The organism is Clostridium neonatale (genome assembly GCF_900465025.1).
Classification (GTDB): domain Bacteria; phylum Bacillota; class Clostridia; order Clostridiales; family Clostridiaceae; genus Clostridium; species Clostridium neonatale.
In genome coordinates this window covers 1786089-1799928 of sequence record NZ_UICR01000001.1, presented here as the reverse complement: position 1 = coordinate 1799928, position 13840 = coordinate 1786089, and the positions used below count along the sequence as shown (strand labels likewise).

14 protein-coding genes are annotated in these 13840 nt (G+C 28.5%); 4 read left to right on the top strand and 10 right to left on the bottom strand.

The window, feature by feature from the left end:
• Positions 1-76: 76 nt before the first annotated feature.
• Positions 77-721, bottom strand: a complete 645-nt coding sequence (locus CNEONATNEC86_RS08265) for a hypothetical protein (RefSeq protein ID WP_159135833.1) — start codon at positions 719-721, stop codon at positions 77-79.
• Between the two features lie 143 nt (positions 722-864).
• Between CNEONATNEC86_RS08265 and CNEONATNEC86_RS08260 the strand changes: the two genes are divergently transcribed.
• Positions 865-1353: a prolyl-tRNA synthetase associated domain-containing protein gene (locus CNEONATNEC86_RS08260; protein WP_125148907.1), complete on the top strand. Its 489-nt coding sequence runs from the start codon at positions 865-867 to the stop codon at positions 1351-1353.
• Positions 1354-1409: 56 nt separating this feature from the next.
• Here the strand turns inward: CNEONATNEC86_RS08260 and CNEONATNEC86_RS08255 are convergent, their stop codons facing one another.
• The 8 genes from CNEONATNEC86_RS08255 to CNEONATNEC86_RS08220 all read right to left on the bottom strand — a co-directional run bounded on the left by CNEONATNEC86_RS08255 (position 1410) and on the right by CNEONATNEC86_RS08220 (position 10319).
• Complete coding sequence (locus tag CNEONATNEC86_RS08255; protein ID WP_058294769.1) at positions 1410-1634, bottom strand: hypothetical protein; 225 nt, start codon at positions 1632-1634, stop codon at positions 1410-1412.
• A gap of 108 nt (positions 1635-1742) precedes the next feature.
• Positions 1743-2771, bottom strand: coding sequence for a threonine aldolase family protein (locus CNEONATNEC86_RS08250; RefSeq protein ID WP_058294768.1), 1029 nt, complete (start codon positions 2769-2771; stop codon positions 1743-1745).
• A 156-nt stretch (positions 2772-2927) separates the two neighbouring features.
• Positions 2928-4430, bottom strand: coding sequence for an ABC transporter permease (locus CNEONATNEC86_RS08245; RefSeq protein ID WP_125148906.1), 1503 nt, complete (start codon positions 4428-4430; stop codon positions 2928-2930).
• A complete protein-coding gene (locus CNEONATNEC86_RS08240; RefSeq protein ID WP_058294766.1) occupies positions 4421-5158 on the bottom strand; it encodes an ABC transporter ATP-binding protein in 738 nt (245 codons plus the stop codon). Before CNEONATNEC86_RS08240 ends, CNEONATNEC86_RS08245 begins: the two co-directional genes overlap by 10 nt.
• Before the next feature lie 5 nt (positions 5159-5163).
• Positions 5164-6681, bottom strand: a complete 1518-nt coding sequence (locus CNEONATNEC86_RS08235) for an efflux RND transporter periplasmic adaptor subunit (RefSeq protein WP_230132124.1) — start codon at positions 6679-6681, stop codon at positions 5164-5166.
• Between the two features lies 1 nt (position 6682).
• Entirely contained in the window at positions 6683-7831 is a 1149-nt protein-coding gene (locus tag CNEONATNEC86_RS08230) for a TolC family protein (RefSeq protein WP_125148903.1), read from the bottom strand.
• Between the two features lie 282 nt (positions 7832-8113).
• Entirely contained in the window at positions 8114-8812 is a 699-nt protein-coding gene (locus tag CNEONATNEC86_RS08225; protein WP_125148902.1) for a response regulator transcription factor, read from the bottom strand.
• A gap of 52 nt (positions 8813-8864) precedes the next feature.
• Complete coding sequence (locus tag CNEONATNEC86_RS08220; RefSeq protein ID WP_125148901.1) at positions 8865-10319, bottom strand: sensor histidine kinase; 1455 nt, start codon at positions 10317-10319, stop codon at positions 8865-8867.
• Positions 10320-10508: 189 nt separating this feature from the next.
• On the opposite strand from CNEONATNEC86_RS08220, the gene CNEONATNEC86_RS08215 reads away from it, so the two are divergent.
• Complete coding sequence (locus CNEONATNEC86_RS08215; RefSeq protein WP_058294762.1) at positions 10509-11162, top strand: macro domain-containing protein; 654 nt, start codon at positions 10509-10511, stop codon at positions 11160-11162.
• 51 nt (positions 11163-11213) lie between these two features.
• Here the strand turns inward: CNEONATNEC86_RS08215 and CNEONATNEC86_RS08210 are convergent, their stop codons facing one another.
• Positions 11214-11756, bottom strand: coding sequence for an NADH peroxidase (locus CNEONATNEC86_RS08210; RefSeq protein WP_058294761.1), 543 nt, complete (start codon positions 11754-11756; stop codon positions 11214-11216).
• Between the two features lie 548 nt (positions 11757-12304).
• Here CNEONATNEC86_RS08210 and CNEONATNEC86_RS08205 point away from each other — a divergent pair.
• Positions 12305-13210, top strand: a complete 906-nt coding sequence (locus CNEONATNEC86_RS08205) for a DUF5685 family protein (protein WP_058294760.1) — start codon at positions 12305-12307, stop codon at positions 13208-13210.
• Entirely contained in the window at positions 13211-13837 is a 627-nt protein-coding gene (locus CNEONATNEC86_RS08200; RefSeq protein WP_058294759.1) for a J domain-containing protein, read from the top strand.
• The last annotated feature ends 3 nt before the right edge of the window (positions 13838-13840 follow it).

Sequence of the window (13840 nt, the reverse complement as noted above, 5' to 3'; positions counted from 1 at the left end):
TATTTTAACCCTATATAATCTTTAATTAAGATTTTTTACAAAATAATTAAGCATAAGTTACATTTCAAAAGAGACCTTATGCTTGATTATTCTTAATATTATTTATTTCTTCTTTTATATCTTGGATTTGAGATAATAAATCTTCCATTTTATTTTTAAGTACTCTAATATCATCATTTTTCTTATTCTTTTTTGAATATTTTTTAGATGATCCACTGCCTTTCTCTTCACTTGATTCCCCTTCTGATTTTGATACACCATAAGAGGTCATATTCTCTTCTGCAGAGCTCGTTGAGGTCTGATTACAGAAAGGATTACTTACATTATAATACATGGGATTAAAATATCTTCCTGGTCCACCTTGAAAATACTGTTGTTGTGAATTATAAGTCAATATAACTTGCCCTACGAGTTCAAGCCAATTTCCTACTGCATTTTGAACATTAAATGGCATATTTCCAGCCATTACATTTCCGAGTATTTCTGCAACTACTATAAAAAGTTCTGGATTTACATTTTGGAAACCTCCCGGAATATCATTGCATCCAAAATTAAATCCACCTCCTGTATCTTGTGCATTACCATCACTTGTAGTTTTATCTCTAAACTTTTCTTCATTGGATTTATTATCTTTACTATTTTTTAAATCATCCATATTTATGTTTCCAAGTCCACAAGCTCTAAAAATATCTTCAAAATTACCGAATCCATTGCTATCCATATTTTCTCCTAAAAAGAGCTTTCATTTATTATATTAAATCTTTTTAATACATGTGACTCATATCCTAAAGATATATCTTGTATGTGTTATAATATAATTGTTTCATAAAATATACATAATTTAGTCTAAAAGGAGTTATTTATATGCGTACTGAAAGCCTTGTTTACAAAACATTAGCTGATTTGAACATAAAATATGATATAACAAAACATCCTGCCGTTTTTACTGTAGAAGAAGCAATTGCTATTGATGAACTCAATATAGGATATGGATGTAAAAATTTATTTTTAAAAGATAGAAAAGGTTCTAAATTCTTTTTAGTTGTCCTTTCACAAAACAAACGTGTTAATTTAAAAGATCTTCAAAAAAAACTATCTTCTTCTCCTTTAAGTTTTGCTTCTGAAGAAAAACTTTATCATTACCTCAAGTTAACCAAAGGATCAGTAACTCCTTTTGGAATTTTGAATGATATTAATCATGAGGTTGAGCTTGTTTTTGATAAAAATATTATAAATGAAAACTACCTTGGCTTTCATCCAAATGTGAATACTGCAACCGTCTGGATATCCTTTAAAGATTTAGAAAAGGTCATTGAAAAATGTGGAAATAAAGTTCATATAATAGAAATCTGATATATGGAAAAAGGTTGTCCTAATAATTAGACAACCTTCTCTTATTAATTATATAATTATTGAGCTGTAACATTAAAAAATAATGCCCTTCCCACTTCAGTAGCTTTTATAGCTGCTTTTATTTCTTTTGCTGCTGCTTGACTATCTGCAACATCTGCATCAAAATATAATTGAATACCTTGTTTTTTATTTAATTTAAATGGCTTTTTTCCTTCAAATTCTACAGCTTCAACTATTGCAACAATATCATCTTGTCTTAATGCACAATTTACTAATATCATTTTTTATTCCCCTCTCTTACTTTTCAGAAATTGTATTTTATAAAAATGCTATAACAAATATAACATAATTACATATTTTTTTCAAATCAACACTCTTCAAAATTATTACTATTTATCAAATTTTTTTATTATTTTAATAAATTCATATACAATATTTTCATCTGTAGCCCAAGAGGTTACAATTCTTATAGAACTATTTTTATCATCTACACGAATTATATCTCCAAGAGAAAATTTTTCTTCGAGTTCACTTATTAAATCATTAGGTAAAATAGGAAACTGTTGATTAGTTGATGAATCTGATTTAAACTTATATCCTTTCTCAGAGATTGCATTTTTAATTAATATAGCCATCTTATTGGCATGTCTAGCCAGTTCAAAATATAAATCATCTTTAAATAGTTCCTCAAATTGAATTCCCAGAAGTCTTCCTTTAGCTAACATTGCACCCTTCTGCTTTATTAAAAATCTAAAATCTTCATTTAAAGAATTATTACATATCACAAGTGCTTCTCCAAATAATGCTCCATTTTTTGTACCTCCTATATAAAAAGCATCACAAAGCTTTGGCAAATCACTTAATTTAACATCACTTTCTTTTGATGTAAGACCTACACCTAAACGTGCTCCATCTAGAAATAAAAGTAAATTATTCTTATTGCAGCATTCCTTTATGGCCTTTATTTCATCTAATTTGTATATTGTCCCAATCTCTGTTGAGTTTGATATGTATACCAATTTTGGTTGCACCATATGTTCATCAGTATGTTCATTGACTATTTTTTGAATCATCTCTGGCTTTAATTTACCATCCTCACTTTGTGCAGTCAAAACTTTATGTCCTGTAGCTTCAATTGCTCCAGTTTCATGAACATTAATATGTGCAGTATCTACTCCAATTGCAGCCTGATGTGGTCTTAAAAAAGACGAAATTGCAATTGCATTTGTCTGAGTTCCACCAACAAGTATATGTATGTTAACATCGTCACAATCAATTGCCTTTTTTATAAGTCTCTTAGCATTTTCAGTATGATAATCTGTGCTATATCCACTTGTTTGTTCCAAATTTGTTTTCACCATAGCTTCCATTATTCTTGGATGAGCTCCTTCACTATAGTCGTTTACAAAACTGTACATTAACTCTTTCCTCCAATTTTTAATATATTATGTGATTTTTACAATTTAATTCACATATATCTATATTTTTATTAACAAAGGAGCTTGTACTCGACAAAGCTCCTTTGTTATTCTACTACTAAATTATATCATTATATGCAATAAAATCAATATATTCTATTCGTATCTTAATGCCTCAATAGGATCAAGAGATGCTGCTTTTTTAGCTGGATAATAGCCAAAGAAAACTCCAATAGCCATAGAAAATGTGAAGCTTCCTAATATTACTACAGGAGATATAACAACTGCATATCCCATTAAGTTAGAAGCAACTGCACCGCATACAATGCCTAGAATTATTCCTATAATTCCTCCCATTGCACATATAATCATAGATTCTATAATAAATTGCATCTTAATATGACTACCTTTAGCACCTAATGCCTTTCTTGTACCAATTTCTCTTGTTCTTTCAGTAACTGATACAAGCATTATATTCATTACACCAATCCCACCAACTACAAGTGATATTCCTGCTATGGCTGATATAGCAAGAGCTATTGTACTCATCATTGATGTCATTGATTCAAGCATACTTTCCATATTGCTTACACTAGCTTCCCATTCAGTATTTCTAGCATATATTTGATCAAAGTATGATTGAACTTCGTCAGTAAAATCCTGTATATCAACATCATCATTTGCTCTTATTGTAAGTGATTGATAATTTTTATCTGTTGAAGATGTTTTAACAGCAGTTACAGGTATATATAAATCTGTAGTTAATTTTTCTTCTGAGGCTGTTGTAACTGTTCCTGTAGACTTATATTCATAAATGCCTATTATTGTATATGAGTAAATTGCATCTGATGTATATATTTTAACCTGCTCTCCTATTGGATCTGCTCCTTCTCCAAAAATTTTAGTAACTAACTTATCTGACACAACAGCAACCTTTTTTGCACTATCCATATCTTTGTCAGAAATATATCTTCCATCAATAAGCTCTATGTTCTCAACATCTGCATAACCAGGATTAGTACCTTTTATGCTTACATTGGCATATGCTGTCCCATCTTTAGCTTTTCCTGAATCTTTAGTTTCTGAAACACTAACAGCTTTAATTTTATCACTGAAAGTTTCTTCTAGATCCTTAATAGTATCCATTGTTATAAGGTCTTTATCATCTGGTGTAGAAGCATCTGAGCCAAACATTCCTGGACGACCTCCGCCGCCTCCGCCACCTGGCATTCCACCACCACCAGATGGAGCACCACCTCCGCCACCTGGCATTCCGCCTCCACCAGATGGAGCACCGCCTCCGCCGCCTGGCATTCCGCCTCCACCGGCTTGTGGGCCACCACCGCCCGGCATATTACCACCTTGTGGATCACCATCTGCCATTTCGCTATCTTTACCATCTCCACCATTATTACCATCTTGAGATTGTGGTGTATCTGTGGTAGTTGTGGTGCTCTTTTCAGTTACATTTACCATAATATTACTTGTTCCCATATCTGCCATTGAACTAGTTACAGAAGAAGTCATTGCATTTCCTACTGAAACAATACTTATTACCGATGCTATACCTATAATTATACCAAGCATAGTAAGTATTGCACGCATTTTATTAGATTTAAGTCCTGCTAAAGCTAATGCTATATTTTCTTTTATAAACATGATACTTCACCATTTCCAAATCTTTTAAAATATCTTTTATTATCTTCTTCTGATATGATGTTACCATCTTTTAATGTTATTATTCTCTCTGTCTCATCTGCTAGTTCATTATTATGTGTTATAAACACTATGGTTTTTCCCTGTTCTTCATGCACTTTATGAAACAAGTCCATTACTAATCTTCCTGTTGCTGAATCGAGTGCTCCTGTAGGTTCATCGGCAAGTATTATGCTTGGATTTGTAGCTAAGGCCCTGGCAATTGCTACTCTTTGTTTCTGTCCACCTGATAATTCATTTGGCTGGTGACTCATTCTATCTTTCATTCCTACCAGCTCTAAAAAGCTTTCTGCTCTTTCTTTTCTTTCTTTTCTGTCCATTCCAGCATAAAGAAGTGGTAATTCAACGTTTTTTAGTGCTGAACTTCTAGGTATTAGATTATAAGTTTGAAACACAAAACCTATTTTTTTGTTTCTTATTTCTGATAATCCGTTATCTGATATATCCTGAATATTAGTTCCATCTAAAATATATGAGCCAGAAGTTGCCCTATCAAGCGCTCCTATTATGTTCATAAGTGTACTTTTACCAGAACCAGAACTACCAACAATAGATACAAATTCTCCTTCTTCTACTGTTATATTAATTCCTTTTAAAATGTTTAACTGATTAGGAGTTCCTATATAGAAACTTTTTACTATATCTTTCATTTCTATTATTTTTTTATTCACGATAATCACTCCTCACCATCTTTTTTAGGTTCAGTAATATTAGTCACATCTTGTGAATTCCCTTCTTTATTTGCCTGTAGAGGCTTTTGAGGTAACTTTATGTCAACCTCATCTCCTACCTTGTAACTTGATGGGTCATTTAAAATAATTAAGCCATCACTTAAATTTGTTCCACTTACTTCAGTATAAATATCAGATTCTAATCCTGTTGTTATTGGTATTGACTCTACTACATACTTTCCACTTTTTTCTTTAGCTGCATAAACAACAGATTGTCCATTTTCATTTTTAATCGCTTCATATGGTACTGCATAAACATCATTTACTTCATTTGTAATAATATTAACAACTGCATTCATTCCTACTTTAACAAGTTCATTATAATCATTTATTTGAACCTTAGCAGTAAATGTTACGTCACTGCTTGTTGAATTTGATGTGCCACTTCCTGATGAAGAAGATCCACTACTACTTGAAGAACTGCTTGAAGTACTAGCTACTGCACTAGAAATTGGATCAACACTTACAATCTCACCATTTAATATTTGATTTTCTGATGCATCTGTTGTAACTTGTACCTTTTGTCCAACTTTTACATTTGCTATTTCAGTTTCATCAACGTCAACATCTACTATTAAATCTTTTAAATCTTGTATTACAAAAAATGCACCTGAACCACATTTATCTCCTACAGCAACATTAACTGCTGTAATAGTCCCATCAACAGGTGCTATTACCTTACTATCTTCAAGCTTTGCTTTTTTAGTTTCAAGCTGCAATCTGTCACTATTATCATTATAGCTTGCAAGAGCACTTTCATAATCAGTTTGTGCATTTTTTAAACTCTGCTCAGCAGAAACCTTAGCAGATTTTAATGCTACTTCTGCTTTAGTATAATCATTTTTTGCGTTTTCAAAATCTATCTCTTTTGATTTAAGATCATTTTCTGAAATATCTCCATTTTCATTAAGCATTTTATTATATTCATAAACTCTTTGAGCATTTTCAAGTGAAAGCTTAGCTGATTCAAGAGTTGCATTTGCATTAACTACAGAAGAATTTAAATCATTATCATATAAATTTTTTTCATCTTCATATGCTTTTTTCGCTTTTTCTAATGTTAATTTTGCTTTTGTTTCATTAGCAGTTACAGTTGCTTCTAGTTGTTCAATTTCCTTTTCAAAGTCACTTGTATCAATTACAGCTAAAACATCTCCTGCTTTTACCTCATCACCAACTTCAACATTCACTTCTTTTAAAGTATAATTATCATCAAAATTTGAATACACATTGGTAGATGTTCCACTTTTTATTGCTCCTGATGAGCTTACAGTAGTCATTACATTTGTTTTATTTAATATTGTATATTTCACCTTTGTTTGTGAATCTTTATTAGATTTTGATTTTTTTATAGTTATGCCTATTGCCGCTGTAGTAACAACTAATACTATAGCAATTGTTGAAATAATAACTTTTTTATTTAAAAACTTTTTTATTTCTATATCTTTAAAATTAAAGCTCAATTTAATAGCCCTCCTTCATTTGCAAATAATTCAAATATGTTAATAAAAAATTATTTTTGTCACTAACAAAACTTGAAGTTTTATTATCTAACTCTAATTTTTTATCACTTAGTTCTTTATCAGATGCAAATCCAGATAGATTTTTTTGTTTCATAAGGTTATAGTCAATTTGACTTTGATTTAATTCATCATAAGTTGTCTTAAGTTTATTATATGAACTTATTAATGTGTTGTATTGCTCCTTAAATTCTAATTCAGCATTTGTTTTTGTTGATTCTAAATTTAAATCTGCATTATCAACATCATAATCATAAACTTCATCACTATCATATGAATCTTCACTATCATCAAGTTTATCTATTTCTATTTCCTGTAATTTTATATCATAATTATTACTTAGCATTTCTTGTAAATCTTCATCATAATTAATATCAAGTACATCGTTAAATGTATCTTCTATGTTTGTATCGAAAACAACATCACTATTAATATCTAATCCTAATGTAAAACATAAATTATTGCGTGCTAATTCAACATCCTTCTTTTTTGATTCATAATCATTATTAGAAGTAGTATTAGTAATACTATAAGAGTCATATTCTTTTTTAGATATAAATCCATACTCATATTTTTTCTTATATAATTCTAAATCTTTTTGATCTGATTTAAGTTGATCTTCCATAAGTTGTAAATCTGATACAGCACTTAAATAAGCTACATATTCTTTTTTAGCTGAATACACCTTATTTTCTACTGTAGTTCTATAATTTATTTTTGCAGATTTTACTGTGTATTTATAACTTTCTTCCTCATCTTCTTTAGAACTTAATTGGCTCTTTAAATTGCTCAATTTAGTATTATATGATTCATATTCACTATCATACGTATCAGATCCAGTATCTGAAGGTGCTTTTAATGAAGATATTTCATCTTCTAAATCATCAACAGCATCTTTTATATCTTCATACTTCTGTAGCGTCTGCTTATAATTATTTTCTGCAATCTTCATCTCTATGCTGTTATCAAGCATTACCTCTTTTATGTTTTCTAATGAAATTGCAGTTTGTCCACTATCACTTGATGCAAATACTGGAACTGTATTTAAGATTAATAATGACGTAATCAAAAAACATAGTATTTTTCTTTTCAAATTTATTGCCTCCTTTAATAAGTTACTTCTTTAAAAAATAGTTAAACAAGTGTTTTTTGAATAAAATAATTTTTTACAGATTAATTATAGAGATAAAATATAACTTTCCTCTAAAACAAATCTAAACAATTTATAAACAAAATGAATAACATGAACTTTAACTTATATTTTAATTTACTTTTCTTAACGGTAGCTTAATAAATTTTTCTTTACATAGTAAAAACCAGATGTAAATGTATCTTTATCCATCTGGTTTTCATATTTTATATTTTAACTTTTTATTTAAATATTAAATCTATATCCAGCTCCCCATATGGTTTCTATATATTGAGGATCACTGCTATCTATTTCTATTTTTTCTCTTATTCTATTAATATGTACAGTAACTGTAGATGTATCTCCTAATGATTCTTCTCCCCAAATTCTATCTAATAATTTATCTTTAGAAAAAACTATGTTAGGATTCATTGCTAAAAACTGAAGAAGTTCAAATTCTTTATTGGCTAATCTAATTTCATTATCTCCTACATATACACGTCTTGCATCACACATAAGTTTTAATCTTCCAAGATCAATTATATTATCTTTTTCTCTGCTTCTTTTATCAATATTAGTCAATCTTTCATATCTTTTTATATGAGCAGTTACCCTTGCAACCAACTCACTTGGACTAAATGGCTTAACAATATAATCATCAGCACCAATGCCAAGTCCTTTTATCTTATATATATCATCCTCTTTAGCTGTTACCATAATTATAGGAATTTCTTTATACTTTCGCACCTCTCTGCATATTTCAAAACCATCTTTTCCTGGTAACATTACATCAAGCAAAATTAAATCAAAATCTTTATTTAATGCTAATTCTAACCCTTGATATCCAGTAGCTGCAATTTCTGTTCCAAAATTATTAATTTCAAGATAATCCTGCTCTAATTCAGCAATACTTTTATCATCTTCAATTATTAGTATTTTTTTCAACTTTTCCACCGCCATCGTTAGTATATATTTCCTATCTAAATTTTAAACTTACTTAATCTGATAATATTTTAGGAATTAATATTTCTATTACCAGTCCATTATTGCTATACGCTCTAATTTTCCCTTTATGATTATCTATAATTTGTTTCGCAATAGCAAGTCCAAGTCCACTGCCTTCATTGGTTTTTGTACGTGATGGATCACACCTATAAAAACTTATAAATATTTTTTCAAGTTCTTCTTCACTTACACCTTTTCCATTATCACTAATTTTGATAACAATATCATTTTCTTTTTCATACATATTTATTTTACAGGTTCCAATACTATCTTTTTTATATTTATAACTATTTTCTATAATATTTAAAAGAACTCTATCCATCTGTTTGCAATCTATATTTACTTTATCTTTTTCATTGCAATCATTGGCCAAGAAAATTTCAAGTCCTTTATTTAAAAATTCTTCTTTTATTTTTAAATAGAAATTATTAATATAATCATTTATTTTAATTATATCAAATTTAAATGGGAACTTACCAGTATCTAATTTAGAAAACAGGAATAACTCTTCAACTAGTCTATCCATATCACAAGCTTTATAATAAATTGTATTTAAATATTTCTTTTGTTTTTCTGGTGTATTAGCCACATTATCTCTTAAACCTTCTACATACCCTTTTATTGCTGTTAATGGAGTTCGTAAATCATGTGATATTCCCGCCATAAGCTCTTTTCTATTTTCTTCATATTTTATTCTAGTATCAATACTTTCTTTTAATCGTATCCTCATCTCATCAAAGTCACTACAAACCTTTTTAAATTCATCATCCTTACTATAGTTAACTTCAAAATCAAGATTCCCTTTTTTTATTTGATCTGCCCAATATCTTAATAAATCTAAAGGTCTAATAATGCTTCTTGCAATTCTATTTGATAAGATTCCATTGGTTAAAGTTATTACTAGTATTGATATTAAGCCAACTAAACTAATATATGTAAGAAAATATGCTCTCATATGTTTTCCCATATCAAATTTTGCAGGTTCATACGAAGAGTTTATAGTAACTATTTCTACAACCTTTCCTTTATGAAAAAAATTTGTTTTAACCAGTGATATATGATTAACTTCAAGTACTAATGAATTTGATTGTTCTAACAGCTCACTTCCTATTGTAGAAATAGATTTCTTATCATTTTCTGTAATGTTAGAAAAAAGTATTTCATTACCATATTTTATAAATAAATTATATCCTTCTGGTTTTAACATTTCTTCTAGTTCAAAAGGCAATCGTTTGAAATATTCTTCATCTTCTAATTTTTTGAAATCAAGCCTTAGTCTATCTTGAACAAAGTAAGCTCCTGGCGTATTTAGTTCATAGTCATTCATTTTTGATTCAACTAATCTTAAGAAAGGTTCTTTAATTATTGTTGATATACTTATTATTGATACAACCGGTATTAAAAGCATTAATATATTAGATATTACAATACTTTTTTTTATTGTCATATTTTCTTCTCCTTAACATATTATTAATTACTTTTTATTTTAAGTGTTTACAGATAATTTAGTAAAGTATTTTTAATGCTATTTCTATATTATATTTTCATTTCTATATTATCCAATAATTTCTTTTTATTTTCTATTCTTTGGTGTAAACTATAATTAATTAGAATTTATATTATTGAGGGGATATATATGACAAAAGTTAAGATAATATTAGACGATATAACAAAAGTTAAATATGATGCAATTGTTAACGCTGCAAATGCCTCTCTTCTTGGTGGTGGTGGCGTTGATGGTGCTATTCATAAGGCCTGTGGTGAACAATTGCTAGAAGAGTGTAAATTTTTACAAGGGTGCCTTACAGGAAGTTCAAAGATTACTCGATCATATAATTTAACTACACAAGGTATTTTCTGGATAATCCATACTGTTGGACCTATTTACAGACATAATGGACACGAAAATAAATATTTAAGAAATTGCTATCGTTCAGTTCTAAATGTAGCTGTTAACTATGCCTCTTATTATTCTGAGCAATGCATTAGAATTATAAATGATCATCTTTACTTATTTAATAGCTCAAGAAAAAAAGAATCAACTGTTGATCAATTTAACAAATATATCAGTACTTATCCAATAAAAACACTTGCTTTTTCTTCTATAAGTACTGGAGCTTATGGGTTTCCAATTAAAGAAGCAAGTAAAATTGCATTAGAAGAAATATTTAATTTCATAAAAAATACGCCTAATAAATTAGATGAAATTGCAATGGTATGTTTTGATAAAAAAACTTTTGATGTTTACGAATCTACTTATAATGATTTAGTTTTAAAATTAGGAGAATAAAAAAATAAGATAAGAGTACAAAAGTACTCTTATCTTATTTTTTTTTATTTATTAACCGAAATATCTTTCTAATAATCCTTTGAAAGCTTTTCCGTGTCTAGCTTCATCTCTTGCCATTTCATGAACTGTATCATGTATAGCATCTAAGTTAGCAGCTTTAGCTCTCTTAGCTAAATCGAACTTACCTTCAGTTGCTCCATTTTCAGCAGCTACTCTTAATTCTAGGTTCTTCTTAGTTGAATCAGTTATAACTTCTCCTAATAATTCGGCAAATTTAGATGCATGTTCAGCTTCTTCCCAAGCTGCTTTTTCATAATATAAACCAATTTCTGGATAACCTTCTCTATGTGCAACTCTAGCCATTGCTAAATACATACCTACTTCGCAGCATTCTCCTTCAAAGTTAGCTCTTAAGTCAGCCATGATATCTTCTGATGAACCTTGAGCTACTCCTACAACATGTTCTGCTGCCCAAGTCATATCTCCAGCTTGTTCTTTAAACTTATCAGCACCTACACCACACACTGGGCACTTTTCTGGAGCTGTTTCTCCTTCATAAACATAACCACACACTGTACAAACAAATTTTTTCATAATAAACTCCTCCTAAAATATCTATAATTATTTTTAATTTATTATCTTTTGTTTTTGTCTCTTTCAGATATTATTATATAATAATAATTATCCGTTGTAAATAGCTTTTAGAAAAATTATTTATTTATTTTCTATATTATTCATAAATAATAAATATTTAATACACTTTGTCCATTTTAATATTATATTCCAATAAAACTATTTTATGAGTTAATTATATCTCTTCCAAGATAAAAAGCAACTGTGCTTTAATTAAAAGCGTGTACTAATTGTAAAAAAAAGTATTGTTATGTAAATCTTTATAGATTATCACTCATTAATTATAGTACTTAATATCATTTTTTATCATATTTTTTCTTAAAACATTTTCAATACTTTGTCGAATTAGATCTTTATTTAATTTTTATTATATAATCCTATTCCCCTATAAATAATTATTAATAATATATTAACTTTTTCTTATTAATCTTCTATACTGTTGTTTGAATTATATTAATTACTGTATAATATAATAAGTTTATAATGAATTAAATTAAGGAGTGTTGACCTTGTTTGGATATGTTACTCCATTAAAAGCTGAAATGAAAGTCAAAGATTACGAAAGATTTAAATGTTATTACTGTGGTCTTTGTTGTCATATAAAGAACAATTTTGGTAATGTTCCTAGAGCATTCTTAAACTATGATATGACTTTTTTAGGTTTGTTATTAGATGGTCTAAGTGCTGATGAAATAAAAGTAAAAAAGCATTTATGTGCGCTTCATCCATCAATGAAAAAAATAATAATTGATGATAATGAGGCATTATCTTACGCTGCTGCAATAAATATTGCATTAGTATATTATAAGTTTATAGACGATGTTAATGATGATGATAATTTAAAAAGTAAATTTAAAGCTGCTCTATTATCACCTTACCAAAAAAAGTTTTCTACTTCCATTATAGAAATAAATAATAAGATACGTAAATGCTTAAATGATCTTTCTCTATTAGAAAAGAATAAAAATTTTACTTGTATAGATGAAATTTGTGAGCCATTTAGCAAATTAGTTGGAATAGTTTTAAAAGAATATCCTTTCAATCTAAAAGATGATTCTAATGAACTAAGAGAAACACTATATCAATTAGGATATTCTATTGGAAAATGGATATATTTAATAGATGCTTTAGATGATTTAAAGTCTGATATAGAAAAAAATAAATTTAATCCATTGAATTATTTATATAATAAAGATAATTTAGATTATAATAGATTTATGGAATCAATAAAACAAAGAGTTCAGTTCACAATATTAAATTGCGGCTATACTTGCATGGAAAATTTAAACAAACTTAATCTAACTCGAAATAAAGATATAATTTTTAATATAATTGAACTTGGATTAATGGATAAATATTTAAAGGTAATTGAAAATGAAGATAAAATTAACAAAAGCAAGAGGAGTGACTTATAAATGAACCCATATGAAGTATTAGGATTAAAACAGGGAGCAAGTCAAGATGAAATAAAAAGTGCATATAGAAAACTTATAAAACAATATCATCCAGATCAATATATTGATAACCCACTTAAAGATTTAGCAGAACAAAAGATGAGGGAAATAAATGAAGCATATGATACATTAACTAAAAATAATGGTAACTATGGAAGTTCAAATAATTATTCTAATTCTACCAATTCTTCAACTAGTTATAGTAATACATCTTCTAATAACTCATTTAATCTACAAGAAATAAGAAGATATATAAATAGCAGAAACTTTACTGCTGCTGAACAAAGCTTAAATTCTATTCCAAATAGAAATGCTGAATGGCACTTTTTATATGGAGTTGTTATGCTTAACAAAGGTTGGTATGATTCTGCTTATGAACATGTTAGCACTGCTACCCGTATGGATCCAAACAATTTTGAATATAGACAGGTTTTAAATTCTCTAAATCAAAGAACTACAAACTATTCTAATCCATATTATAGAACAACAAGAGGCGGTTCCCAAGATCCATGTGATTGCTGTATGCAGTTATGGTGTTTAGACACCTTATGTGAATGTTTTGGTGGAGATATTATTAGTTGTTGTTAATTT